At 57.4% G+C, this 26,011-nt stretch carries 24 protein-coding genes; 5 read left to right on the top strand and 19 right to left on the bottom strand.

Annotation, left to right across the window (positions count from 1 at the left end; genetic code table 11):
- Position 1: 1 nt before the first annotated feature.
- The 11 genes from PSPTO_RS07290 to PSPTO_RS07240 all read right to left on the bottom strand — a co-directional run bounded on the left by PSPTO_RS07290 (position 2) and on the right by PSPTO_RS07240 (position 9,166).
- Positions 2-433, bottom strand: coding sequence for a type III secretion protein (locus tag PSPTO_RS07290; protein ID WP_005763889.1), 432 nt, complete (start codon positions 431-433; stop codon positions 2-4).
- Positions 420-644, bottom strand: coding sequence for a type III secretion protein HrpF (locus tag PSPTO_RS07285; RefSeq protein ID WP_003375722.1), 225 nt, complete (start codon positions 642-644; stop codon positions 420-422). Before PSPTO_RS07285 ends, PSPTO_RS07290 begins: the two co-directional genes overlap by 14 nt.
- A 94-nt stretch (positions 645-738) precedes the next feature.
- Positions 739-1,320, bottom strand: a complete 582-nt coding sequence (gene sctL, locus PSPTO_RS07280; protein WP_007244829.1) for a type III secretion system stator protein SctL — start codon at positions 1,318-1,320, stop codon at positions 739-741.
- Between the two features lie 35 nt (positions 1,321-1,355).
- A complete protein-coding gene (locus PSPTO_RS07275) occupies positions 1,356-1,883 on the bottom strand; it encodes a hypothetical protein (RefSeq protein ID WP_005763896.1) in 528 nt (175 codons plus the stop codon).
- Complete coding sequence (gene sctJ / locus PSPTO_RS07270; RefSeq protein ID WP_005763897.1) at positions 1,883-2,689, bottom strand: type III secretion system inner membrane ring lipoprotein SctJ; 807 nt, start codon at positions 2,687-2,689, stop codon at positions 1,883-1,885. The genes PSPTO_RS07275 and sctJ overlap by 1 nt, the downstream gene beginning before the upstream one ends.
- 8 nt (positions 2,690-2,697) lie before the next feature.
- Positions 2,698-3,072 (bottom strand): type III secretion system inner rod subunit SctI, encoded by a 375-nt coding sequence (gene sctI, locus PSPTO_RS07265; protein ID WP_005763898.1) that lies wholly within the window; start codon positions 3,070-3,072, stop codon positions 2,698-2,700.
- A 27-nt stretch (positions 3,073-3,099) separates the two neighbouring features.
- Positions 3,100-4,212: a type III secretion system effector HrpZ gene (hrpZ, locus tag PSPTO_RS07260; protein ID WP_005763902.1), complete on the bottom strand. Its 1,113-nt coding sequence runs from the start codon at positions 4,210-4,212 to the stop codon at positions 3,100-3,102.
- A 55-nt stretch (positions 4,213-4,267) separates the two neighbouring features.
- Complete coding sequence (hrpA, locus tag PSPTO_RS07255) at positions 4,268-4,609, bottom strand: Hrp pili protein HrpA (protein ID WP_005763904.1); 342 nt, start codon at positions 4,607-4,609, stop codon at positions 4,268-4,270.
- A 93-nt stretch (positions 4,610-4,702) separates the two neighbouring features.
- Positions 4,703-5,611 (bottom strand): transcriptional regulator HrpS, encoded by a 909-nt coding sequence (gene hrpS / locus PSPTO_RS07250; protein WP_005763906.1) that lies wholly within the window; start codon positions 5,609-5,611, stop codon positions 4,703-4,705.
- 45 nt (positions 5,612-5,656) lie between these two features.
- A complete protein-coding gene (hrpR, locus tag PSPTO_RS07245; protein ID WP_011103533.1) occupies positions 5,657-6,601 on the bottom strand; it encodes a transcriptional regulator HrpR in 945 nt (314 codons plus the stop codon).
- A 1,077-nt stretch (positions 6,602-7,678) separates the two neighbouring features.
- Positions 7,679-9,166, bottom strand: coding sequence for a transglycosylase SLT domain-containing protein (locus PSPTO_RS07240; protein WP_005763910.1), 1,488 nt, complete (start codon positions 9,164-9,166; stop codon positions 7,679-7,681).
- 220 nt (positions 9,167-9,386) lie between these two features.
- Here PSPTO_RS07240 and avrE1 point away from each other — a divergent pair, with 220 nt between their 5' ends.
- The gene (gene avrE1 / locus PSPTO_RS07235) at positions 9,387-14,774 is read left to right on the top strand and encodes a type III secretion system effector AvrE1 (protein WP_011103532.1); all 5,388 of its coding nucleotides are present in this window, start codon (positions 9,387-9,389) and stop codon (positions 14,772-14,774) included.
- A gap of 48 nt (positions 14,775-14,822) precedes the next feature.
- Here avrE1 and PSPTO_RS07230 read toward each other — a convergent pair whose 3' ends face one another.
- The 3 genes from PSPTO_RS07230 to PSPTO_RS07220 all read right to left on the bottom strand — a co-directional run bounded on the left by PSPTO_RS07230 (position 14,823) and on the right by PSPTO_RS07220 (position 17,920).
- On the bottom strand, positions 14,823-15,212 hold the full coding sequence (locus PSPTO_RS07230; RefSeq protein WP_005763915.1) for a type III secretion system chaperone: 390 nt from the start codon (positions 15,210-15,212) through the stop codon (positions 14,823-14,825).
- A gap of 78 nt (positions 15,213-15,290) precedes the next feature.
- Complete coding sequence (hopM1, locus tag PSPTO_RS07225; protein WP_005763919.1) at positions 15,291-17,429, bottom strand: type III secretion system effector HopM1; 2,139 nt, start codon at positions 17,427-17,429, stop codon at positions 15,291-15,293.
- The gene (locus tag PSPTO_RS07220; RefSeq protein ID WP_011103530.1) at positions 17,426-17,920 is read right to left on the bottom strand and encodes a CesT family type III secretion system chaperone; all 495 of its coding nucleotides are present in this window, start codon (positions 17,918-17,920) and stop codon (positions 17,426-17,428) included. The genes hopM1 and PSPTO_RS07220 overlap by 4 nt, the downstream gene beginning before the upstream one ends.
- Before the next feature lie 305 nt (positions 17,921-18,225).
- Between PSPTO_RS07220 and PSPTO_RS07215 the strand changes: the two genes are divergently transcribed.
- Positions 18,226-19,500 carry a pectate lyase gene (locus PSPTO_RS07215; RefSeq protein ID WP_005763926.1) on the top strand — a complete coding sequence of 425 codons (1,275 nt, stop codon included), beginning with the start codon at positions 18,226-18,228 and terminating at the stop codon, positions 19,498-19,500.
- A gap of 83 nt (positions 19,501-19,583) precedes the next feature.
- Here the strand turns inward: PSPTO_RS07215 and PSPTO_RS07210 are convergent, their stop codons facing one another.
- Positions 19,584-20,954 carry a hypothetical protein gene (locus PSPTO_RS07210; protein ID WP_024667710.1) on the bottom strand — a complete coding sequence of 457 codons (1,371 nt, stop codon included), beginning with the start codon at positions 20,952-20,954 and terminating at the stop codon, positions 19,584-19,586.
- A 461-nt stretch (positions 20,955-21,415) separates the two neighbouring features.
- Here PSPTO_RS07210 and PSPTO_RS07205 point away from each other — a divergent pair, with 461 nt between their 5' ends.
- Positions 21,416-22,360, top strand: coding sequence for a bestrophin family protein (locus PSPTO_RS07205; protein WP_005763930.1), 945 nt, complete (start codon positions 21,416-21,418; stop codon positions 22,358-22,360).
- 36 nt (positions 22,361-22,396) lie between these two features.
- Here the strand turns inward: PSPTO_RS07205 and hopN1 are convergent, their stop codons facing one another.
- On the bottom strand, positions 22,397-23,449 hold the full coding sequence (gene hopN1 / locus PSPTO_RS07200) for a type III secretion system effector cysteine protease HopN1 (protein WP_005763932.1): 1,053 nt from the start codon (positions 23,447-23,449) through the stop codon (positions 22,397-22,399).
- A gap of 13 nt (positions 23,450-23,462) precedes the next feature.
- Entirely contained in the window at positions 23,463-23,942 is a 480-nt protein-coding gene (locus PSPTO_RS07195) for a CesT family type III secretion system chaperone (protein WP_005736349.1), read from the bottom strand.
- 216 nt (positions 23,943-24,158) lie between these two features.
- On the opposite strand from PSPTO_RS07195, the gene PSPTO_RS07190 reads away from it, so the two are divergent.
- The gene (locus tag PSPTO_RS07190) at positions 24,159-24,446 is read left to right on the top strand and encodes a YceK/YidQ family lipoprotein (RefSeq protein ID WP_005763934.1); all 288 of its coding nucleotides are present in this window, start codon (positions 24,159-24,161) and stop codon (positions 24,444-24,446) included.
- Positions 24,447-24,508: 62 nt separating this feature from the next.
- Here PSPTO_RS07190 and PSPTO_RS07185 read toward each other — a convergent pair whose 3' ends face one another.
- On the bottom strand, positions 24,509-24,955 hold the full coding sequence (locus PSPTO_RS07185; protein WP_011103528.1) for a GNAT family N-acetyltransferase: 447 nt from the start codon (positions 24,953-24,955) through the stop codon (positions 24,509-24,511).
- A 162-nt stretch (positions 24,956-25,117) separates the two neighbouring features.
- Here PSPTO_RS07185 and PSPTO_RS30640 point away from each other — a divergent pair, with 162 nt between their 5' ends.
- The gene (locus PSPTO_RS30640; RefSeq protein ID WP_005763938.1) at positions 25,118-25,279 is read left to right on the top strand and encodes a DUF2986 domain-containing protein; all 162 of its coding nucleotides are present in this window, start codon (positions 25,118-25,120) and stop codon (positions 25,277-25,279) included.
- An 83-nt stretch (positions 25,280-25,362) separates the two neighbouring features.
- Here PSPTO_RS30640 and PSPTO_RS07175 read toward each other — a convergent pair whose 3' ends face one another.
- Positions 25,363-25,989, bottom strand: a complete 627-nt coding sequence (locus tag PSPTO_RS07175) for a glutathione S-transferase family protein (RefSeq protein WP_005763940.1) — start codon at positions 25,987-25,989, stop codon at positions 25,363-25,365.
- Positions 25,990-26,011 lie beyond the last annotated feature (22 nt).

Genomic DNA, 26,011 nt, shown 5'->3' with positions numbered 1-26,011 from the left:
TTCACACTCCCGGTTGCCGGTGATTGAGGATCGAACGCCCGGACAAAGTGGGCGTCGTGTTACGAATAGTGGTTTGCATCAGGCTGAGCATGGCCGCGCGCTGATTGGCCAGGCTTTCCAGACGATCGAGCAGGTCACCGAGGCTGCAGGGGTTTGCCATCCAGCTGACCAGCACTACGCAGCGGGTCTGCGGATCGATGGCCAGCGCGCCGTCGCAGGCACACGCCAGGCTTGCGCCGCCCTCGCCAAGCAAGGCTTCGAGCCGTTGCGGGTCACCGGCGTCGTACGGGTCGAGCAGTTCGATACTGCAACGCACCCCGTCGCCGACGACCGCCAGCCGAGCATTGGCGTCATCGATCCAGCAGTCCAGCGGCATCGCTGGACGCTGGGCAGACCACTGGCCAACGATCTCGGTGAATTCACTGAATTCCATCGATGACTGCTTTATTGATACCGTGCTTGGCACGCAGGCATTCATTGACGGCAATACCGGCGACATCGACCTGCTGCTGGGCATCGTTGAATGCCTGCAGGTCTTCGACGGTGCCACTCTCGGAGGCTTCCATCGCTGCCTGGTCCATGTTGGTGTGAGCACGGCTCACCGAATTGTCGAGATGGCGTTGCAAGCTGTTGAAACTGATCATGTCCTGGTGCTCCAGCAGAAGGGTTCAAACCTTGAGTGGAGCAAACCCGCCGAGCGGTTCCATCATGCGATCAAGTGAGTGCAGAGAGTGTGTATCAGGCAGCAGGCTCGACACCCAGCAGCCCCTTGCGCAGGTCTGCCCAAGCGATATCGAACGCGCCATTGGCATCGCTCAGACGCAAGCTGTCCGAGGCGATCGTTGCATCGCGCTTGAGTTGCCAGTGCTCGGAAAAACGGCTGTCTGCCAGCCACTCAGCCACGGCGTCGGCTATTTGGGGGTGAACACTGAGCGTCGCGACCGCTTCATTGAGCTGGCTGGCGGCCAGGTTTCTGGCCAGCGCCCGCGCACGTTCGGCCAGCGTGGTGTCGTCTAACAAGTGCCGCAGGGATTCACTCAACAGTTCTTCTACGGCGGTCATTGCCTGCTCCTGCAACGCCTCGCGCTGCACCTGAAGCTCGCCGAGAAACGCGTTGGCGTTTTCCCAGAACTGCGCCAGCGCCTGCTGCTGAAGGTGCTCGGCTTTCTCTTGCTCAAGGGCCAGTATCTGCGTGGCCTGCTGCCGCGCGTCTGCCAGGATGTCGCGCGCCAGCAGGCTGTCGGCGATGTCTTCGCGGCGCAAGATCGGTTCGCGCAGCAGCGTAGCGGCCGTCAGAGCAATACTGCGTTTGGCGAGCATGGGCGTATTCCTGATGCAGAGAAGCTGGTTCGGATTCAGGCAGCCGTGACGCGCCACATGATGGCCTGCCATAACGCCTGAAGTTTGTTTTCGGGTGCCTTGCCGGGGGTGTCGGGCACTTCATTGGGCGGCCACTCCAGACACAGTCGCGACCAGTATTGCGGCCCAAGCCAGGCGCCCAGCAGAAGACGCGCGTCCTCGTGTTCAAACTCCAGCCAGACACCGGGGCGCAGCGCTTTGGTCAACCCCCAGCACCATTGACCGTCAGGGCCGTCGCTTTCGTTACGGGAGAAGCAGATGCACTGCGCCAGGCTTAGCGCCTGCTCACGCTGCGAGGGCGTCAGCGCCAACCAGCGCAGCACCGGTTCCGCGGGCGCTGGCGGCTGAGCCGGGTCAATGCCCAGACTCTGCAGAAACACGCCATGACGGCTGGCCATGAGCGCATCGCAGTCACTGACCGATAACCCACGAGCGTTGGCGAATCGGTCATGCCACTCCGAATGTGCCCACTGCCAGGGGTTGCACCACCAGTGAATCCAGTGATCCTCGGCAGAAAGGCTCATCATGCACGTGCCGGCAGCGTTGAACGACCGCGACTGCCAAACCCGATCCGTCGCAACAGACTGGCGCGCCAGTCACTGCGCACCAGCAGTGCACCGATCAGCAACACCAACGCAAGACCGACAGGTGCCACCCAGAGCATCAGGTTCCAGAACGGCAAGTTCGTGCTGTCCAGCTTGAAGGGCCCGAAGCTCACCCATTGCGTGGTCTCTTGGAACTCTGCAGCAGGCACAAACACGATGGAAAACTTTTTCGAATCGACAGATTGCGTGGACATACCGGGAATACTGCTGGCGACCATCTGTTGAATACGTCCGCGCACACTGTCGGGATCAAGTGCAGCAGAGTGCTTGATGAACACCGCAGCAGAAGCCGGTTGAACAGGTTCGCCCGGCGCGATGCGCTCGGGCAGCACCACATGCACCCTGGCCACAATGACTCCGTCGATCTGCGACAGCGTGGCTTCAAGTTCCTGGGACAAGGCGTAGATGTAACGGGCACGCTCTTCAAGCGGCGTCGAAATCACCCCTTCCTTCTTGAAAATCTCCCCCAGCGTGGTGCGCGAGCGCCGAGGCAGACCCGCAGCGTCGAGCACGCGCACGGCGCGGTTCATTTCGCTGGTGGCGACAGTCACGACAACGCCGGTTTTCTCCAGACGTTTACGCGCATCGATATGCTGATCGGCGAGGCGCGCTACGACCTCATTGGAATCCTGCTCGGACAAGCCAGTGAACAAATCAGTCTCATCACTGCAGCCGCCGAGCAGCAGCATGCACAACAGCAGCAGCCCTGCGCTCAGAAAATTCACGGAAACCTCTACTGCAGGTTGGTCAACTTGTCGAGCGCCTGAGCGCTCTTGCTCACGACCTTGGTCGTCAACGCCATTTGCAACGAGCACTGCGACAACGCCCGACTCATCTGCACGATGTCTCCAGGATCTTCGGTGTTCGACACTTTCTTCATCTGGCGTAATGCTTGCTGTGAAAGCTTCTCGGTACTGCCCAGCCGCTCGGACAGCGCACTGGCTATCCGGTCGGACAGGTGCGACGCTGCTGGCCCGCTGTCAGGGCGCATCGCCGCATTGAATAGGTCGACATCCGCCTGAACGGGTTCGGAGCCGAGCCCCTGATGAGCATTCTGCCCAAGCTCCGGCGATACACTTTTCAAATTGCTGAGTTGGGAAATGGTCACACTGGTTCTCCGTCAGGCGGCTGTCAGTCAGGCCACAGCCTGGTTAGTCTGGTTATTGGTGCCTTGCAACAGCGCATTGATCAGCTGAGCTGCCACTTGCGCAGCGCTCGATTGCAGGTCGGCGCCGGTGTTGCCAGCATCCTGAAGCGTCGCTTCCAGCCCGCGTTGCAGCAAGCCGCTCAGCAGTTGACCCAGGTCCTGATTGGACACGTTGCCCGTCGGGTTAGCCGCTGGCGTGCCACCTGTCGGCTGCGTGGAATTGTCGACCGGTGTACCCAGACCGCCACCCGACGAAACCGACTGCAAACCACGGTCGATGAGTTGACCGATCAGTTGACCTACGTCGACGCTGGCATTGCCATTGGCCGCGGGACCTGTGTTGGCATCGATTGCAGGATTACCCAGGGAGCTGTCACTCACGGGCGAACCCAGACCGCCGCCACTGGTAACGCCACTGGCATCACCTTGTTGCTGGCCGAGCTGTTGACCAATGACGTCGAGAGCCGAACGAAACTGAGCGGTTTCCTGTGCATCCAGGCCATTGTCTTCCTTCAGCTCGTTCATCCACGAGCCGCCGTCCCGAGTAGGGAACTGGGCCTTGTTGTCGTCCATGAACTGGGCGACTTTTTCCAGGGTCGGCATGTCATCACTGGAAAAGGTTGTTCCGCCTTCACCACTCGGTGTCAGCAGATCGTCCAGCACGGCTTTGCCGAGGCCGTTCAGGACCTGGCTCATCAGATCGGATTGCCCGGCACCCGCGTCGCTGCTCAGACCGCCACCGACACCCGAACCAGAACCCGCCCCGCCAATGCCACCGCCACCGCCACCCGCGCCGATGCCGGCAGAGGCACCGAAATTGTCGCCGAGCTTTTCGTGGATCAGCTTGTCGAGCGATGCAGTGATGTCATCGATGCTGTTAGCCGACTTGCCATCCGCAGCCATGGCCTTGGCGAGCATTTTGCCGAGCGGTGAGGTTTCATCGAGCTGCCCACTTTGGGTCAGCGCCTGAACCAGCTGATCGATCACAGCCTTGAGCTCTTTGCTGGAAGTGCTGGTGTTGGCGCTCACATCGCTGTTGAGCGACACGGGGAACAATGATGCAGAGGTTTGCAACGAACTGATGCTGTTAAGTGCTTGCATAAAACGCCCATCCCAAGGTAGCGGCCCCCTCTGATGAGGGGGCAATCAGAAATAATTAGTAACTGATACCTTTAGCGTTCGTCGCTGTGGCACTGATCTTCTTGTTGGTAGAGTCTTCTTTGCCGGCCTGGATGGCGTTGAGCACGTCCATGGTCTGCTTCTTCATTGTTTCCTGGGCCTGCATCGCGATCAGCTTCGCGCCGTTGGCGTCGGACTCTTTACTGGCCTTGGCTTGTGCATCAACCGACAGGCTGTCGCCGGTGCCCAAAAGAATGTTTTTCTGAAGAGTGGCGTTGGAAGCAACCGTGTTGACACCCTGCAATGCGCCGCCGACACCGCCAACGGCGCTGTTACCAAGGTTGGTGAGTTTGGAGGTTAATCCTGCAAATGCGACCATGATTTGATGCCCCTTAAGATTTACCAGCGTGATTGCTTGGTACTCACTAGGTGGCAGCAGCCTGCGAATCGGTTCCAGCGTCTTTGCAAAAAATCAGATCTGCAATTCTTTGATGCGTCGATAGAGCGTACGGCGTGGCACGTCCAGTTCCAGGCTTACCGAATCCACACAATTGTCGTGGCGCTTGAGCGACTCCTGAATCAGGGCTTTTTCGATCACTCGCAATTGCGATTTGAGCCCACAGGCCAAGTGCTCTTCGCCCTGCGGCTCGGCGCCCAGCAAGGGGAAACCCAGCACATGGCGTTTGGCTGCAGCCTTGAGCTCACGGATATTGCCGGGCCAGTCGTGGCCCAGCAGCACTTTGTGCAGCAGTGGGCAAACATCGGGAACGGGAACACCGAGCTCCCTCGCGGCGGCGGCCGTAAAACGTGTGAACAGGGGAACTATGCGATCAGACTGGTTACGTAGCGGAGGAAGCTTGAGTGTCAGGACGTTCAGGCGAAAATACAGATCGCGACGAAACTGCCCCCGCTCGACGGCGTCGTCCAGCGAGCATTGGGCGGAGGCGATCACGCAGATATCCAGCTTGATCGTCGACGTCGAACCCAGCCGTTCAAGCGCTCGGGTTTCCAGCACCCTCAGCAATTTGGCTTGCAGGCTCAGCGGCATGCTATCGATCTCATCCAGGTACAGCGTGCCGCCCTGCGCCGCTTCGACATAACCGACTCTGGAGCGATCAGCGCCGGTGTAGGCACCGCTGACCACGCCGAATAACTCGCTCTCGGCGAGGGACTCCGGAATGGCCGCGCAATTCATCGCCACCAGGCGCCCTTTGCGGCCTGACATCTCATGAATCCGTCGGGCAATCGTGTCTTTGCCCGTGCCGGTCTCACCCGATAGCAGCACGTCGATACCCAGTTGCGAAATACTTTCGGCAACTATCCCCAGATTCGGAACCCGCTCCTCGTCCAGATCATCCTCAAACCTTTCATCAAGACTCATCCCATGACCCCCAGGACATCAACGTTGCATAACCACACCTGCGTTTCAGACCCCGGCCGTCGCAGCGATCGGCGCTGCAACTCCCAGTTCCTTCATGCGGTGATACAGGGTGCGTCTTGGCAACTCCAACTCCTGAAGCACCGCGTCGAAATTGTGCCTGTGCCGCTTCAAGGCATCCTGGATGAGCATTTTCTCGATGATGCGCATTTGCGTGCGCAGCCCCGTGGCAGGGTCAAGCGCTTCCACAGGGTCGGCGCCCAGCAAGGGGAAGCCGAGTACGAAGCGCTTGGCTGCAGACTTCAATTCGCGGATGTTGCCCGGCCAGTCGTGGCTGAGCAGCAGCTGCACACGCCCGCTGTCCAGCGCAGGAGCGGGACGTCCGAACTCGGCAGCGATACCCTGGGTGAACTGGTCGAACAATGGCAGGATCTGTTCACGACGTTTGCGCAAGGCTGGCAAGTGAAGCGTCAGCACGTTGAGCCGAAAAAACAGGTCGCGACGGAAAAGTCCTTGTTCCACCAGTTCATCCAGTGGCCGCTGGGCCGAGGCAATGATCCGCAGATCCACCGGGATGAATTCGGTCGAGCCCAGACGCTCGATACCTCGACTCTCCAACACACGCAGCAGTTTGGCCTGCAGGCTCAACGGCATGCTGTCGATTTCATCCAGGTACAAGGTGCCACCACTGGAGGCCTCTATGTAGCCCTCGCGAGCCCGGCATACGCCGGTGAATGCACCGTTGACCACACCGAATAACTGGCTCTCTGCCAGCGACTCGGGAATGGCGGCGCAGTTCATGCCCACAAAGGGTCCCGACCTGCTGGACAACTCGTGAATGCGGTTGGCCAGTGTGTCCTTGCCGGTGCCGGTTTCCCCGCACAACAGCAAGTCCATATCCAGAAACGCGCTATTCATTGCAATTTGATGACCCGCTGATAATGCAGTTACGCCCCAACACTCTCGGACGTCCTTATCGATGCCTGTACTCATCGTTCACTCTCATGGTGGGTGGCAAGCGGAGTATTAATACCACGTCTTACAAGGCAGAAATATATTAATTTAGTTCCCCGGGAAATGAGAAAAAGATCACAAAGTTGAGAATTACTATCATATTAATATCACCATACCAAGACGACCCTACCGATAGACTCAGGCTCTTGAGATGATTGCTTTAATCTATCGTTACTCCAATGCGAACAAGCGCTTACAGCGTCCATGCGCTGGCTCGCCCCGCAGCCATAGGGCCTCTCCACACCTCAAAGCAGCTGTGATCCGGGACAAGAGCAGGCACCTTTGAGCAGCAAGCGCCCCAAAATCGCGCAATGAAACGCAACTAACTTCTCGTCACTACTCGAGAGAAACATATAAGACTTTTCAAAAACAACTAAAGGGGTCACAAGTAAGGAAGCAGAAGAAAACCGAACACACAAAACAAGAAAACCAAACGGTTTTTAGCGGCGAGCTTAAAGAAGCGAACAACAATAACACGAGAAAACAAAAAACAGCCTGACACTAACTATTTGCACTTTAGAACAGTCGATACAACCAGCTTAGTTCCGCCCCACGAGCAGTCGGATTTCCGAACAACACAGAGGCTTGGATACTGGCAAAGCGGTCATAGCCCCGGTTTTTCGGCACCACTAGTACTGGCATTTAGTCATCATCGCATTCGGCAATCCGAACAAAAGCCCACCTGCTTAGACTATTTCCAGGCACAGCCATCTAAGGAATCGCGGAAAGGATTCAGCGTAGCTTAATACCGGAACCGCAGGTTTAGGTTCTGTGAACCAGGCGGTTAATACGATCGATGATCGCGTGCCATCACCTAGAATGTTTCTAAATGTGTGTAATCTTTCACTTACATTCGGCTAAAAAAGTTCATCAAAATAATCATATGTAGCGCTCTACATCATATGGCTAAGCGCCATCTTTAGGGTCCAAAAAACGGGTAACGCTCAATAAAAGAAGTTGTATTGAGGCAGATCAATATTGTCCGACAACGAGAAAAAGCACCAAAAAAGTGCGCTTTTCAGGGGTTTTCAATAGAACAATCGAGTAAAACCGGGGTTATTGGCGTGGATCACTGGCAAAAACCACGACGCGCGGCCCCGTAGGCAGCTCGCGCGGACCGCTGCGATACTCGTCGTCATCACGCTTGCGAGGCGACGAACGGTCATCCCTGATGCGGGGCAACTGTATCCGGTTTGTAAGCGGATCAGGTTCCACAACAGGTGCGGATTGGGCGATCTCTACCGCCGGCGCTGATTCAGCTGCAGGAGCTGGCTGTAACGCCTCAGGCGCAGTGGGCTGCTGAGCCACCGGCAACGGCTGAGCCGTTTTGGGCGAAGGCAGGTTCTCGGCTAACTGGGCCGACTGCACGGGCTTGGGCAGCGGCGGACGCTCTGCAACGCGCACTGGACGCTCAGCCACAGGCGCGGGCGCGGGCAGACGCTCAGCCGCCCGTTTCACAATGGCTGAAGGGGTGACCAGCGGGATGCTGGCAGTCACCGGGGACTCACCGGTAATGCGCGCGATGCTGGTCGTGAGCACGCGATTCTGGGTTTTAGGTATCAGCAGACGTCCCGGTCCATCGAAGGTCTTTTTGCGCAGGAATGCCGAGTTCAGCCGCAACAACTGGCCCTCATCCACACCCGCCGTGGCCGCGAGCTGGGTCAGGTCTACGGCATGGTTAAGCTCGACTACGTCAAAATACGGCGTGTTGGCGACCGGGGTCAGTTTCACACCGTAGGCATTGGGGTTGCGCACAACCATTGAGAGCGCCAACAGTCTGGGCACGTAATCCTGGGTTTCCTTGGGTAAATTCAGATTCCAGTAGTCCACAGGCAGACCACGCCGTCGGTTGGCCTCAATCGCCCGACCGACGGTGCCCTCCCCCGCGTTATAGGCGGCCAGCGCCAGCAGCCAGTCATTATTGAACTGATCATGCAAGCGGGTCAGGTAATCCATCGCCGCCTTGCTGGAGGCCACCACGTCACGGCGAGCGTCGTAGGTCGCGCTTTGATGCAGATTGAAGCTGCGCCCCGTGGATGGAATGAATTGCCACAAACCTGCCGCAGCGGCCGGAGAGTTGGCCATGGGGTTATAAGAGCTTTCGATCATCGGCAGCAGTGCCAGCTCCAGCGGCATGTTGCGCTCGTCCAGGCGCTCGACAATAAAATGCAGATAAGGGCTGGCCCGGACACTGGCTCCCGTGATAAATCCGCGATTGCTCAGCAACCAGTCGCGCTGGCGAGCGATACGCTCATTCATGCCTTGGCCATCGACCAGCCTGCAGCGCTGGGCAACCCGCTGCCACACGTCCTCGCCGTTATAAACAGGCAGATCGGAGATTTTGTCTGCAGCCCGCGAACCTTCCTTATCATCTCCCCCCCAATAGACCAGCCCCGACACCAGCCGCGGCGGACGGTCCTGACGCGGCGGCGAATAGTCCACAGACTGGCAGCCCACACACAAGGCGCCCATAGCGAGGACTGCGATTTGAACAGCGCGAGCCAGCAAGCGTGGGCTCGATACGGGGAAGGCGACGGCGGGCATGGGCGGGAATGTCCTGAGCGTGTCCACCCTACGTGGCACGCTCGCCGTTACGGTTCCCTTTTGAAACCGAGATCGGCGCACACAACGCATTGCTGAATCCTTTCAGCCGTAAGTTTTTCCGATGGAACCCGCTGGCATTGCATGCCACTCATCCTGTGAAGGAATTTTCACGTTTGGTATCAGGCGGCTATCAGCGATAAAATGGACAGAGAGATTCACCGTGCAGTCACCATCGATCCACCGGAACACCGGAAGCATCATTCAGCCAACCGTCACCCCTGACGCACGTGCTGCAACTGACCTGCAGGAAAGAGCCGAACAACCCAGGCAACGCTCTTCGCACTCGTTGAGCAGTGTCGGCAAGCGGGCGCTGAAAAGCGTCGGTAAATTGTTCCAGAAATCCAAAGCGCCGCAGCAGAAAGCTGCCACGCCGCCCACCGCGAAAAACGTCAAGACGCCCCCGCCTGCTTCAAATGTGGCTACGCCCAGAAACAAAGCCCGCGAATCCGGTTTTTCCAACAGCAGCCCGCAAAATACCCATAGCGCACCCAAGTCGATTCTGCGTAACCACCCCAACCAGGCGAGCAGCTCGGGCGCGCAGACGCATGAAATACACCCGGAGGCAGCCCCCCGTAAAAACCTGCGCGTAAGGTTTGATCTGCCGCAAGACCGCCTTGAGCGCAGCCCGTCGTACCTCGATTCAGACAACCCGATGACCGATGAAGAAGCGGTCGCAAATGCCACTCGCCAATTCCGGTCACCTGACAGTCACCTGCAGGGCTCTGACGGTACGCGCATTTCAATGCTGGCCACAGATCCTGATCAGCCCAGCAGCTCCGGCAGCAAAATCGGTGATTCGGACGGACCGATTCCGCCGCGCGAGCCCATGCTGTGGCGCAGCAACGGAGGCCGTTTCGAGCTGAAAGACGAAAAACTGGTTCGCAACTCAGAGCCACAAGGCAGCATTCAGCTGGATGCCAAGGGAAAGCCTGACTTCTCCACGTTCAATACGCCCGGCCTGGCTCCATTGCTCGATTCCATTCTTGCCACACCCAAGCAAACCTACCTGGCCCACCAAAGCAAAGACGGCGTGCACGGGCACCAGTTGCTACAGGCCAACGGGCACCTTCTGCACCTGGCGCAAGACGACAGCTCGCTGGCCGTGATCCGTAGCAGCAACGAAGCACTCCTTATAGAAGGAAAGAAACCACCGGCCGTGAAAATGGAGCGTGAAGACGGCAACATTCACATCGACACCGCCAGCGGCCGCAAAACCCAAGAGCTCCCAGGCAAGGCACACATCGCTCACATTACCAATGTGCTTCTCAGTCACGACGGCGAGCGTATGCGTGTGCATGAGGACCGTCTCTATCAGTTCGACCCGATAAGCACTCGCTGGAAAATACCGGAAGGCCTGGAGGATACCGCTTTCAACAGCCTGTCCACTGGCGGCAACGGCTCGGTTTATGCAAAAAGTGACGATGCCGTGGTCGACTTGTCGAGCCCGTTCATGCCGCACGTGGAAGTCGAAGACCTGCAGTCATTTTCAGTCGCGCCGGACAACAGAGCAGCGTTGCTCAGCGGCAAAACGACCCAGGCGATCCTACTGACTGACATGAGCCCGGTGATTGGCGGGCTGACGCCGAAAAAAACCAAAGGCCTTGAGCTCGACGGCGGCAAGGCGCAGGCGGCGGCGGTCGGTTTGAGTGGCGACAAGCTGTTTATCGCTGACACTCAGGGCAGACTTTACAGTGCGGACCGTAGCGCATTCGAGGGCGATGACCCGAAATTGAAGCTGATGCCCGAGCAGGCAAACTTTCAGCTGGAAGGCGTGCCCCTCGGAGGCCACAACCGCGTCACCGGATTCATCAACGGGGACGACGGCGGTGTTCACGCGCTGATCAAAAACCGTCAGGGCGAGACTCACTCCCACGCTTTAGACGAGCAAAGCTCAAAACTGCAAAGCGGCTGGAACCTGACCAATGCGCTGGTACTGAACAACAATCGCGGCCTGACCATGCCCCCGCCACCCACCGCCGCTGACCGGCTCAACCTCGATCGTGCGGGCCTGGTTGGCCTGAGTGAAGGACGCATTCAACGCTGGGACGCAACGCCAGAATGCTGGAAAGACGCAGGCATAAAAGATATCGATCGCCTGCAACGCGGCGCCGACAGCAATGCTTATGTACTCAAGGGCGGCAAGCTGCACGCACTCAAGATTGCGGCCGAACACCCCAACATGGCTTTTGACCGCAACACAGCACTGGCCCAGACCGCACGCTCGACAAAAGTCGAAATGGGCAAAGAGATCGAAGGCCTCGACGACCGAGTGATCAAAGCCTTTGCAATGGTCAGCAACAAACGCTTCGTCGCCCTCGATGACCAGAACAAGCTGACCGCCCACAGTAAGGATCACAAACCCGTCACACTCGACATTCCCGGGCTGGAAGGCGATATCAAGAGCCTGTCGCTGGACGAAAAACACAACCTGCACGCCCTCACCAGTACCGGCGGGCTTTACTGCCTGCCCAAGGAAGCCTGGCAATCGACAAAGCTGGGGGACCAGTTGCGAGCCCGCTGGACGCCGGTTGCGCTGCCCGGAGGGCAGCCGGTAAAGGCACTTTTCACCAACGACGACAACGTGCTCAGCGCCCAGATCGAAGACGCCGAGGGCAAGGGTCTTATGCAGCTCAAGGCAGGCCAATGGCAAAGGTTCGAACAGCGCCCGGTAGAAGAAAACGGTTTGAATGATGTGCACTCGCGCATCACAGGTTCAAACAAGACCTGGCGAATTCCAAAAACCGGGCTGACGCTCAGAATGGACGTCAATACATTCGGGCGCAGCGGTGTGGAGAAATCCAAAAAAGCCAGCACCAGCGAGTTCATCCGCGCCAACATCTACAAAAACACCGCAGAAACGCCCCGCTGGATGAAGAACGTAGGTGACCATATTCAGCATCGCTACCAGGGTCGCCTGGGTCTGAAAGAGGTTTATGAAACCGAGTCGATGCTGTTCAAGCAACTGGAGCTGATCCATGAGTCCGGGGGAAGGCCTCCGGCACGGGGTCAAGACCTGAAAGCGCGCATCACCGCACTGGAAGCAAAACTGGGGCCTCAAGGCGCTACGCTGGTCAAGGAACTGGAAACCCTGCGCGACGAGCTGGAAAATCACAGCTACACCGCGCTGATGTCGATCGGTCAGAGCTATGGCAAGGCGAAAAACCTTAAACAGCAGGACGGCATTCTCAACCAGCATGGCGAGCTGGCCAAGCCGTCGGTGCGCATGCAGTTTGGCAAGAAGCTTGCTGATCTGGGCACAAAGCTCAACTTCAAAAGCTCTGGACATGACTTGGTCAAGGAGCTGCAGGATGCCTTGACTCAAGTGGCTCCGTCTGCTGAAAACCCCACCAAAAAGTTGCTCGGCACGCTGAAGCATCAAGGGCTGAAACTCAGCCACCAGAAAGCCGACATACCTTTGGGACAGCGCCGCGATGCCAGCGAGGATCATGGCCTGAGCAAAGCGCGCCTGGCGCTGGATCTGGTCACACTGAAAAGCCTTGGCGCGCTGCTCGACCAGGTCGAACAGCTACCGCCGCAAAGCGACATAGAGCCGTTACAAAAAAAGCTGGCGACGCTGCGTGATGTGACTTACGGCGAAAACCCGGTCAAGGTGGTCACAGACATGGGCTTTACCGATAACAAAGCGCTGGAAAGCGGTTACGAATCGGTCAAGACATTCCTCAAGTCGTTCAAAAAAGCGGACCATGCCGTCAGCGTCAATATGCGCGCAGCCACAGGCAGCAAGGACCAGGCCGAGCTGGCCGGAAAATTCAAAAGCATGCTCAAGCAACTGGAGCATGGCGACGACGAAGTCGGGCTGCAGCGCAGCTACGGAGTGAACCTCACCACCCCGTTCATCATTCTTGCCGACAAGGCTACAGGGCTCTGGCCAACGGCAGGTGCCACCGGTAACCGTAACTACATACTCAATGCCGAGCGTTGCGAGGGCGGCGTTACGCTGTACCTCATTAGCGAAGGTGCGGGAAACGTGAGCGGCGGTTTCGGTGCCGGCAAAGACTACTGGCCGGGCTTTTTTGACGCAAATAATCCTGCACGCAGTGTTGATGTCGGCAACAACCGCACACTGACCCCCAACTTTCGCCTGGGCGTGGACGTGACCGCCACCGTCGCCGCCAGCCAGCGCGCCGGGGTGGTCTTCAATGTTCCGGATGAAGACATCGACGCATTCGTCGACGACCTGTTTGAAGGTCAGTTGAATCCATTGCAGGTGCTGAAAAAAGCAGTGGACCATGAGAGCTACGAGGCTCGGCGATTCAACTTCGACCTCACGGCAGGTGGAACTGCCGATATACGCGCCGGAATAAACCTGACCGAAGACCGAGACCCGAATGCCGACCCCAACAGCGATTCGTTTTCTGCGGTAGTGCGCGGCGGATTCGCTGCGAACATCACCGTTAACCTGATGACCTACACCGATTATTCGTTGACCCAGAAAAACGACAAGACCGAACTGAAGGAAGGCGGTAAAAACCGCCCGCGCTTTTTGAATAACGTGACGGCCGGCGGGCAGCTTCGCGCTCAGATCGGCGGCAGCCACACGGCCCCCACAGGCACACCCGCCTCCGCCCCAGGCCCCACTCCCGCATCACAAACAGCCGCCAACAACTTGGGCGGAGCGCTCAATTTCAGTGTGGAAAACAGGACGGTCAAACGGATCAAGTTTCGTTACAACGTCGCCAAGCCGATAACGACTGAAGGTCTGAGCAAATTGTCGAAGGGCCTTGGGGAAGCGTTCCTGGACAACACGACCAAAGCAAAACTGGCGGAGCTGGCCGACCCTCTGAATGCACGCTACACAGGCAAGAAACCGGATGAGGTTATTCAGGCGCAACTCGACGGGCTTGAAGAACTGTTTGCCGACATACCACCGCCCAAAGACAACGACAAGCAGTACAAGGCATTGCGCGACTTGAAACGCGCGGCGGTCGAGCATCGGGCATCAGCCAACAAGCACAGCGTGATGGACAACGCACGCTTTGAAACCAGCAAAACCAACCTCTCCGGCCTGTCCAGTGAAAGCATACTTACCAAAATAATGAGTTCCGTGCGCGACGCGAGCGCCCCGGGCAATGCGACAAGAGTTGCCGAATTCATGCGCCAGGACCCGAAACTTCGCGCCATGCTCAAGGAGATGGAGGGCAGTATCGGGACGCTGGCACGCGTACGGCTGGAACCGAAGGACTCACTGGTCGACAAGATCGATGAAGGCAGCCTCAACGGCACCATGACTCAAAGCGACCTCTCCAGCATGCTGGAGGATCGCAACGAGATGCGCATCAAGCGTCTGGTGGTATTCCACACCGCGACCCAGGCTGAAAACTTCACCTCACCAACACCGTTGGTCAGCTATAACAGTGGAGCGAATGTGAGCGTCACTAAAACACTGGGGCGCATCAACTTCGTTTATGGCGCAGACCAGGACAAGCCGATTGGTTACACCTTCGACGGCGAATTGTCACGACCATCGGCATCGCTCAAGGAAGCGGCTGGCGACTTGAAGAAAGAGGGGTTCGAACTGAAGAGCTAATAACGAAAACAGTAAAAAAAGCGCCGCATTGAAGTGGCGCTTTTTTATTCAAGCCTGTAAAAAAGCACGCGCTTCACGTGCCTGGGAAATGAACCCGCGCGTCACGTCACAAAACGCTGGCTCATCGAGTGAGGCCAGTTCACGCTGCGCGCATAGACGGACATCTCCCTGATCGACCGCAAACCAGCAGCCATGCAAGCGCGCTACGTCGAAGTTCAGACTCAACAGACGCAGCAAATCGGGGGCTCGTTCCGGGCAGCGGCCAATGCGGCAATGAAAGATGACCATCTCACTGTGCTCGGGCAATTCAATGATCGCCGCTTCGTTGTTCTGACCGTCATAAAGAGCGCATACGCCGTTCTGCAAGGTCAGTGACGTGCCGAGCTGGGCGCCCAGAGAATTGATGAAGCGGGCGAAATCGGGTTGCGAAGTTTTCATCGTCATAGTCCTTTAAGGTTAAAACAGCATGAAGCATGCCGGACAGCAGGCGCCTGCAGCCTGTGTCCGGCGCCGGGATTAACGCGGGTCAAGCAAGCCCTCTTCAAGTGCCCTCAATGCGTCATCGTCTTTTGTCGGCTGCTTAAGCGCCTCGCGTGCTGACGCGACTGCGTTCAACACACCTTCATCCACGACCCGAACCGTATCCACGGCCATCTGGGTAGGCAACTGCAATGCGCCTCGTCCCATGTGATAGGCGTTTTCCGCGACTCGTGGGATACCGCTCAACGTGCTCTTCTGGAACGTATGTGGCAGAGACTCCCTGTTCGGATGACGGATGTTATTCAAAGCCGTCTCGGTACGGTCCAGCATAGGTGTTGCACCGCCCATGCCTGCCGCTTTCAACGCCTTGGCTTCTGCGGTAACCGACTGGTTGGTGTACAACGTGGACAGATAGGACACCGAACCCGTCGCTGCCAGGGCCATGTTGCGCAAAATAGCCCCCGCACTGAGCGTGCCACTTGCGCCTTCAGCCTGAGCGGTCACAGGCGGCAGTGCCGAGGTCAGTGCAGAACTCTGAATACCCGAAAGAGCCTTGCTGTAGAACGTGGTGCGTACCGACGGCTCGCGCAGGTCCATACCTTTGAGCAGGTCCTTTTTCAGATCGCTCTCGGCGCGGTCCGGGGTAAATACCGGAATTTTGCGCCCTTGCGGGTCGACATAATTCGACTTCAATTGCAGCAGCGTTTGCGAACTGGCAGACACCGCCCCGCCAAAACCGGATGCCAGAGCTCTTGCACTCAGCGTCTGCCCATTGATCTGGTGAACATCGTTGAGCATCTGGCGCACAGCCTGAGAACCACCGAAGGCACTGTAAGCCATCAGCTCACCTACCGGATGGGTGGACGAACCCTGAACCTTCTTCTGGTTCAGCAGCGCGCGTTCACTTTTCACGAACGCCTTGTCCTGAGCGACTTCCTCGGGCGTTTTTTTGACCAGCTCACCGTGTTCGCTTTTCAGCTCGAAGGGGTCAGGAATAACCGTATTGGTATCCACAGCCTTCATTGGCACCATGTTCAGGCGTTCGTTGAGGCCAGTCTTCTGCAAGGCGGCCTGAAACATCGGCTTGACCACGCTGTTGACCGTCTCGTGAGCAATGCCCGCCACCATCCCGATTATCGAAGCCTTGAGCATGTTGGCGTCGCTGCTGGTCTCGGGAATCGTGTCTCGCAGCTTGTCGCTGGTGGACAAACGCACATAACCCAAGTGTGTCATTGAAGACAAGAACTGCGGAACCGCAGCCGCGACAATCGGCCCTGCACCTTTCCAGCCACCCACCGTGTTACGGGCAGTGACGAGATCGCTGACGACGTTGTCCAGTTGCGTATGTGCGGCGACCGAAGCAAGGCGCTTGGCCTCCGGCGACTTGACGAAATCGGCGTGCAAACCTACCAGGGTGGTTTTGGCGTCGACCAGCGCCTGCCTGTCAGCGTGCAGAGACTCCTTGTTGCCCTGTTCGGCATCTTGCAGAGTGAGATCCAGCGCACTGATGTGCTCATCCAGCGACGCGATGCTGTTGCTCAGGCCTTCGCCGATTGCCTTGCTTGCACGACCGGCGTATTCGCCAAGGGCAGTCTGACTGACGGCAAGCGTCGCCTTGTCCGCTTTTGCATGCTGGCCTACCGTTGCGGGCGAAGCGTCATGCATCAGTTGAAAGTGCTCCAGTTGATCAGCGACCGACTGAGCAAAACCCTTGATCAGTTGCCCGACCTCGGCTTTATCCGGTATCTGACCCGGCTGGGCGAATTTTTCCAGCCGCTGCTGCAAGTCCGAGCCCTGAAACTGCTTCAGTTGATAGCGCTCAGGAGACAATTTCTCGGCCATGACTTCAAAAGGCAAAGGCTCGGCCTGCAGCAGACTACCGATCAACAACGCAGCACGCGAACTGATCATCGGCGCGCCGCTGACCGGAGCCGTCCCATGCTCAGCCTTGAAGGCCTGCAAAAGCTGTGTGTGTCGAGCCGCGACATTCAGCCGCGCCGCGCCGGCAGACGAGCTTTCTGTCGCGTGTGACCCTGACTGATCGGGAGTCAGCGGCGGATTCATGCCTGCAGTGACTGCATTTGGGTGAGCTGTCTGGGCGGGAACAGTATCGTGCTGCTGGTTTACCCGGCTGAGTTCGACGCCACCGGCCCCGCCGATCCGCGAACTGATCATTGGAATCTCCCAGGAGCCGAAAGGCTCTCGCGTTTGGCTGCTGGGGCAACAGGTTGGTCCGTCGAGGAGCCTGCAGTTGTGGCCTGCCCCATGAATCCATGCTCGCGCCACTCTTTGGCCAGGTCGGAAAACGACTTCATCAACAACAGCACGCCTTCGGCAGAGGCTCGTTCAAGGGCCACAGAGCCCATCAGCAGCACACGACCGGTCTGCGCATTAAAGGAAAATGCCGGGCTGTGGGCGCCCGCGAACATGTGAAAGTTGATGTCCATCAACGCCAGCAACGCGCTCTCACGGCCGCGCGCGGGCAACGCGCCCATGTCACCGTAGATCAGAACGGCACGGCCTTCGTCGCGGTCCTGAAACTGCAGGGTGAAGTCCACTTCGCTGATTTTGAAATTGGCAGATTCATAGAAACGTTCAGGTGTGGAAATCAGGCTGAGTGCGCAGATTTCGTTGATAAGGGTGTGGTACTGGTCATTGTTGGTCATTTCAAGGCCTCTGAGTGCGGTGCGGAGCAATACCAGTCTTCCTGCTGGCGTGTGCACACTGAGTCGCAGGCATAGGCATTTCAGTTCCTTGCGTTGGTTGGGCATATAAAAAAAGGAACTTTTAAAAACAGTGCAATGAGATGCCGGCAAAACGGGAACCGGTCGCTGCGCTTTGCCACTCACTTCGAGCAAGCTCAACCCCAAACATCCACATCCCTATCGAACGGACAGCGATACGGCCACTTGCTCTGGTAAACCCTGGAGCTGGCGTCGGTCCAATTGCCCACTTAGCGAGGTAACGCAGCATGAGCATCGGCATCACACCCCGGCCGCAACAGACCACCACGCCACTCGATTTTTCGGCGCTAAGCGGCAAGAGTCCTCAACCAAACACGTTCGGCGAGCAGAACACTCAGCAAGCGATCGACCCGAGTGCACTGTTGTTCGGCAGCGACACACAGAAAGACGTCAACTTCGGCACGCCCGACAGCACCGTCCAGAATCCGCAGGACGCCAGCAAGCCCAACGACAGCCAGTCCAACATCGCTAAATTGATCAGTGCATTGATCATGTCGTTGCTGCAGATGCTCACCAACTCCAATAAAAAGCAGGACACCAATCAGGAACAGCCTGATAGCCAGGCTCCTTTCCAGAACAACGGCGGGCTCGGTACACCGTCGGCCGATAGCGGGGGCGGCGGTACACCGGATGCGACAGGTGGCGGCGGCGGTGATACGCCAAGCGCAACAGGCGGTGGCGGCGGTGATACTCCGACCGCAACAGGCGGTGGCGGCAGCGGTGGCGGCGGCACACCCACTGCAACAGGTGGCGGCAGCGGTGGCACACCCACTGCAACAGGCGGTGGCGAGGGTGGCGTAACACCGCAAATCACTCCGCAGTTGGCCAACCCTAACCGTACCTCAGGTACTGGCTCGGTGTCGGACACCGCAGGTTCTACCGAGCAAGCCGGCAAGATCAATGTGGTGAAAGACACCATCAAGGTCGGCGCTGGCGAAGTCTTTGACGGCCACGGCGCAACCTTCACTGCCGACAAATCTATGGGTAACGGAGACCAGGGCGAAAATCAGAAGCCCATGTTCGAGCTGGCTGAAGGCGCTACGTTGAAGAATGTGAACCTGGGTGAGAACGAGGTCGATGGCATCCACGTGAAAGCCAAAAACGCTCAGGAAGTCACCATTGACAACGTGCATGCCCAGAACGTCGGTGAAGACCTGATTACGGTCAAAGGCGAGGGAGGCGCAGCGGTCACTAATCTGAACATCAAGAACAGCAGTGCCAAAGGTGCAGACGACAAGGTTGTCCAGCTCAACGCCAACACTCACTTGAAAATCGACAACTTCAAGGCCGACGATTTCGGCACGATGGTTCGCACCAACGGTGGCAAGCAGTTTGATGACATGAGCATCGAGCTGAACGGCATCGAAGCTAACCACGGCAAGTTCGCCCTGGTGAAAAGCGACAGTGACGATCTGAAGCTGGCAACGGGCAACATCGCCATGACCGACGTCAAACACGCCTACGATAAAACCCAGGCATCGACCCAACACACCGAGCTTTGAATCCAGACAAGTAGCTTGAAAAAAGGGGGTGGACTCGTCGAGTCCACCCCCTTTTTACTGTTTAGCTACAGCTCACAGATTGCTTACGACCGCATAGGCCGAAACGGTATTTCACTTGGAGAAGCCGCCGTGCCCCCCTCTTCTATATCAGCTTCACGAGCCGGGCGTTGACGCAGGTTATTGACCGTATTGCGCAAGCTGGCGCCGGTATGGGTGATCGCCTCCCCGCCCATGTCTTTGACGGTCTTCGCCAGTTTGACGGTCTGGTCGGCTACGTAGCCTGTGGTACTGGATGCAGTCGATTTCACCGTGTCCTGTATGAACGACTCGGCTTTTTTCACCGCGGGATCGGTTGTCAGCGCGGCCGTGGTCCAGCCTGCGAAAACGGCTGCCGAACCTGCCAGGTTGGTCAACTGACTGACCGCGGCCTTGGTCGCCGGGTCGGTGATATTTTTCGTCGCCATCTCCTGCAACTTGCCTACCCCTGCAAAGCCACCCGCCAGGGCCAGACCGTTTTGGGTCAGGCTGGACGCTGACACCAGGCTTCTTACCGCACCCATTGCGTCGGTCGCCATATCCAGTGGCAGACCGGCCATCCGCTTGCCAGCGTTGAGCGCCGCACCCGAGTAGCTGGCCGATTTGATTGCTTTATAAGCCTCGAGCCAGTCGTTTTCTTCGCTCAGTTGAGCCTTGGGCTCTTTATCCTTCAAACCGAGCACTAATGCACCGCCACGCTGGTGATCACGCGACTGCACACTGAGCAGGCGGTTGCCAAAGCCTGCGTTGGCAGCCAGACCACCCGCCATCGATACACCAAGGTCCACAGCACCCTGCACGGCGGGTCTGGACGCCAGTGCCGGAGCCAATACGGTACGTACGGCGTTGCGCGCCGAGTACGTCTGAACCGCAACCCCCGTGTCCAGAACCTGTCGAGCAAGGCTTGGCGAGTGGCGCTTCACCGAAGCGGCCATCGCATCGTGGAGCCTGTCCGGCGAGGCGCTCAGGTAATGCAGATCACCCGTCGCGCGGTCCATCATCTTGGTGCCCACCTGGTCCATGGCGCCCGACAGCGCTCCGGAAATGAGCGGGGTCAGCGGTTTGAGCGGAGCCGGCAGCCAATCGCCCTTGTTGATCGCAGGCTGCATGTACTGAAGCAACGAGGCCATGGCAAAGGGCGTCGCCCGCAACGCGCCTGATGTAGTCGTCGCCAATCGGTCGAGCTTTTCCGCCTTGGCGAAGGTGTCGGCGATGGTTGCCGGGGTTTCCCCTTCGAAGTGCAGGCGGCTGGCGCGCGTCTCGATCAGCGCAGTGATCTGCGCATTGTGTACGTCAACTGCAGCTTGGCCATCAGCCGAATCGGCCGGCGGCAGTTTATGCGCAGCGAACACATGATCTGTCAGGTAATCGGCAATCGCATTTATCTCGCGTTGCTGATCGGAGCTGACAGATCGCACAGAGCTGGAGGCAAGAGACGCGTCGGACGCTGTCCGAAAGCTATCCGTCGCAGTCACAGGCGGTTGTTGGACGCGTCGGTTGATGTGCATGGAAATTCCCTCTCGTTCTACGGAAGTTTGAACAGCGCAGTGCTGAAGCGGGCGTGTCCGGAGCGACTACTTGCGTGAAAGCAATACAGTGAACTGTCGATCAAACAGCGCCAGAAACAGCGAAACGTCCGGTCGTCCGCCGGTTTAAAAGGATCGACGAAGGCTGTGTGGTCCCGGATCGGTTGACGGTTCCACTGAATAATCTGCGTACGCCCACTACCAAGGACTGCGCCGAAAAATCACCGTCGTTTGTGTTGCAGATTACGCAAATTGAAATTAAGCGAGCTTTAAGGATGGCAGCGTAAGTTCACAACATGGCTTGGCGCTTAGCGAGTAAGCGCCTTCTTCCAAACCAGCAAAGGAGTGCCGCAATGTCTGGTCCTTTCGAGAAAAAATGGCGGTGTTTCACCCGAACCGTGACCTACGTTGGCTGGTCGCTGTTCTGGCTTCTGCTCTGGGACGTGGCCGTCACCGTGGACGTCATGCTGATAGAAGGCAAAGGCATCGACTTCCCCCTGATGCCCCTCACGTTGCTTTGCTCGGCACTGATCGTGCTGATCAGCTTTCGCAACTCGAGTGCCTATAACCGTTGGTGGGAAGCGCGCACCTTGTGGGGCGCAATGGTCAACACTTCACGCAGTTTTGGCCGGCAGGTACTGACGCTGATCGATGGCGAACGGGATGACCTCAACAACCCTGTCAAAGCCATACTCTTTCAACGTCATGTGGCTTACTTGCGTGCCCTGCGCGCGCACCTCAAAGGCGACGTCAAAACAGCAAAACTCGACGGGTTACTGTCGCCCGACGAGATTCAGCGCGCCAGCCAGAGCAACAACTTCCCCAATGACATCCTCAATGGCTCTGCTGCGGTTATCTCGCAAGCCTTTGCCGCCGGCCAGTTCGACAGCATCCGTCTGACCCGCCTGGAATCGACCATGGTCGATCTGTCCAACTGTCAGGGCGGCATGGAGCGCATCGCCAACACGCCACTGCCCTACCCCTACGTTTATTTCCCACGGCTGTTCAGCACGCTGTTCTGCATCCTGATGCCGCTGAGCATGGTCACCACCCTGGGCTGGTTCACCCCGGCGATCTCCACGGTGGTAGGCTGCATGCTGCTGGCAATGGACCGCATCGGTACAGACCTGCAAGCCCCGTTCGGCAACAGTCAGCACCGGATCCGCATGGAAGACCTGTGCAACACCATCGAAAAGAACCTGCAATCGATGTTCTCTTCGCCAGAGAGGCAGCCGCTGCTGGCTGACCTGAAAGCCCCGTACCGTGGCGCGTGGCCAACGCATCAATTGGCGGTCTGAGCAGGCAGAAAAACAGGTTAGGGGAAGGCGCGAGGCTTATCGCAAGTGAAAGTCTGCTCTGGGCACCATTTCGCTCAGTTGCAGACGTTGCTCCGTGCCACGCCAGTGCGTACCTACGTCGCGCTTGAACACATCAGCAAGAAAATGGCTCATGTTGCTGAAGCTGTCTGCCTGAACCACGCCAAAAAGAGGATCAAAAAAATGCAGACATCCCTGACTGTCCTGATGCAGAGCCATCGCATGGCTATCACTCAAAAACAGAAGCATCTGGTCTTTACCGGGCTGCAACACTGCTTTGAGATCGCGATCAAGGTTTTCCAGAGCAACCGCATAGTGCGCGTGCTGTGCTCTGCCCAGCCCTTTTCCAAGTGTCATGCCCAACTTGGGAAGTGTGTCCAGAAGCATAGGTGCTGCGTTCTGCAACTTGTTTGAATAGGCCTGCTGCTCGATATGCTGGAAGCCCATTACCCTGGGTAGCAATGCATCGCCCTGATAGTCCTCCAGTTTGTGAAAGAAGGCCTCATCCGACTGCCCTTTTGCACGGCTCTGACACCAATTTACTGATAGCCCCAGACAAGCGTGCCCGTCGCCACCCGCGCGGCCATAATCAGCAGCAAACGCTCTATCATCGATAGTTTTTTCAAATAGAAATTTGCTCTGGTGAAACGGGTGGACAAGCTGACAGCCGTGCTCTTGGGCAATCTTTCTTTTGGCTTCGATGTTCGCAGTCGCGCCTATGCTGTTGTCCGCCATAGCCTTGATTCTGGTCTTGATGTATTGCGTGGCGCCGTCACGTAATGAGGCGATAGAGACCATCAGATCCGGTAGCAGGGTACGCAACGAATGAAGCTGGGGTTGTACCTGCTCGGGACTGGGAAGATCAGCGGCATCGACCGACGAAAAGGAAGAGCGCGCATCGAAAAAGACCTCTTCATGCCCCTCCAATGGGACAAAGGCGCCCGCCTTTTCGGGATGAAAACGGGCGAACGCATCCGACGAACCGGGGGCGAGTCCGGACAATGACGAGGGCTTATCGTGTTGCGTCTTAGCGGCAACCCCTGATTGGGCGCCAGATTGCTGGATATACATAAACCGCCCTCTGTCAGGTCATGAACGTTCGTGGGGTCAGATGGACAGCCGGTAAGAACCGAGGCTCTTTCTGGGCGGTTTTTCCGGCTTGCTCCTGGCGTCGATAATCTTCCAGATAGCGCTGCAACGAGACGGCCAATGTGCTAATTCGCGTCATGAGGTGATCAAGTCCGGTCTCATCCAGATCCGCCATTGAGTGCACACTGCGCAACAACAGTTCCCTTGAATCAGGGTTATAGCCAAGCGCAGCGCCACCTGTGCGAGCAGGCTCCAGATTCAGCGCCATTGCCAGAATCAAAATGACGTTGTCCTGCGGCATCGTCAGCCTTTCGATCTGTGTGAAGATGAACAACGAAGTGTCCTGTTCTGGCAACCAGAGCAGACACTCGCTTCCATTCGCGGTCCTTACGTTGTGGCGTTGACCCTCCTGCGCATCGATGCCTCGATTGCGCAGCCACTGATAAAGCCGATCTTTTGCCTCGACAGGCCGCATGGAAATTCCCCGCTCGTTTAACGATGATTTTCCTCTGTGGTTCAAGACGTGATGCGGTTCCCTTTAGGGTTTGCACTAATATCAATGCGATTCTTGTAAAAATCGACTCGTGAGTGCCGCCGATGGCAAAGGTAACGGGATGGGCAGCGAGTTTTTGGTAACGTTGCCGTTGTTGCAGGGTTGAATTTGTTGGGTGACGTTAAAACGAAGGAATGTATGCTTAAAAAATGCCTGCTACTGGTTATATCAATGTCACTTGGCGGCTGCTGGAGCCTGATGATTCATCTGGACGGCGAGCGTTGCATCTATCCCGGCACTCGCCAAGGTTGGGCGTGGGGAACCCATAACGGAGGGCAGAGTTGGCCCATACTTATAGACGTGCCGTTTTCCCTCGCGTTGGACACACTGCTGCTGCCCTACGACCTCACCGCTTTTCTGCCCGAAAATCTTGGCGGTGATGACCGCAAATGTCAGTTCAGTGGAGGATTGAACGTGCTCGGTTGATCCATATTTTTACTGCGACAGAAGAGTGCGGCCCCGACGCTTTTGGAGAGCACACCAGGGATTCAAACCCGCCTTAAAAGCTTTATATGCGTGGCATGCACCTCGTCAACTGCCTGAAAGCCGCAACGTAAGTAAAATTTTGCTCCGCTCGGAGTATCAGTGAACAGGCGCACGGCGAAAAATTCCTGCGCCGCATGCTCCACAAGTCGATTCACCAGAGTCTTTCCAAGGCCTTGACCTCTTGATGCGCTTGCGACGTATAACCGTCGTAGCCTGCCCATATCACCCCGGGCATGCGGATCACGCGAAAGGCCTCCGATACCTGCCAGAGCGCCGTCCAGAAGTACGACCATGAGGCATTCACCCTTGGCCTCGAATCGATTCTTTCCGGACCTCCACTCCTCGATCAAGCGGGTAAGAAACCTGAAGCCCTCTGCTACTGCCTCTTGCTCCAGGATCAGAACCTGACAAGGCAATTCAGTAATGATCTGGACTTCTACCTGTTTCATCTAATGACCTCATCCACAGTGGTCCTGCGCTGGCGAAAACACGAGCAGGTCTGGACAGAATGCATATGCAACAGCAAAGGCTGCAACCAGTGCACACCACCAGAACCGGGTTCGACAGTTAAGCTGATATCATTCAAGCACCTGCAAGCCGAGTAGAAGCACATGAACCGTCGCAAGAAAATACAGCAACTGTTAAAGGCTCATGCCAAGAAAGCCAGCGCTAAACTGGCACCGGCAAACAAATCCAGCTACGTGAGCAAGGCTGATCGGTTGAAGCTGGCGGCAGAGTCCGGTAACGACCCGATCAGTTCCGTCGAGGACTGAACAGCGACGTTTACGCGCCACCGGTATGGTCAGGCTGTTCATTCCGATGGAGCGTATTGCAAGGAGCCTGTTCAACAGCTCACTTACTTCGCAAACGAGTACTCACCGCCCTGCTCCAGCGCCTGGCGATACGCAGGTCTTTCCTGGCATCGTTGTACCCAGGCTGCAAGGTTAGGATGCGGCTGCAGCATTCCCTGCATTTTGGCGAATTCGCCAATGAAGCTCATCTGAATATCCGCGCCACTCAATTCGTCGCCCAGCAGATAAGGCGTCAGCCCCAGAGCTTCATTCAGATAGCCCAGATAGTTGGCCAGTTCAGAGTGAATGCGCGGATGCAAAGGCGCGCCCGCGTCACCCAGGCGACCGACGTACAGGTTGAGCATCAGCGGCAGAATGGCCGAACCTTCGGCGAAGTGCAGCCATTGTACGTACTCATCGTAGGTGGCGCTGGCAGGATCCGGTTGCAGGCGGCCGTCGCCATGACGGCGGATCAGGTAATCGACGATGGCGCCAGACTCGATAACCACATGGGGACCGTCTTCGATCACCGGGGATTTGCCCAGCGGATGAATGGCCTTCAGCTCAGGCGGCGCGAGGTTGGTTTTCGGGTCGCGCTGGTAGCGTTTTATCTCGTACGGCAGGCCAAGTTCTTCGAGTAACCACAGAATGCGCTGCGAACGTGAGTTGTTCAGGTGGTGGACAATAATCATGTGGGTCTCCGCTGGGTGAGAG

Source organism: Pseudomonas syringae pv. tomato str. DC3000 (assembly GCF_000007805.1).
Taxonomy (GTDB): domain Bacteria; phylum Pseudomonadota; class Gammaproteobacteria; order Pseudomonadales; family Pseudomonadaceae; genus Aquipseudomonas; species Aquipseudomonas avellanae.
The sequence above is the reverse complement of the archived record's forward strand: the minus strand, read 5'-3'. Positions and strand labels throughout refer to the sequence as shown.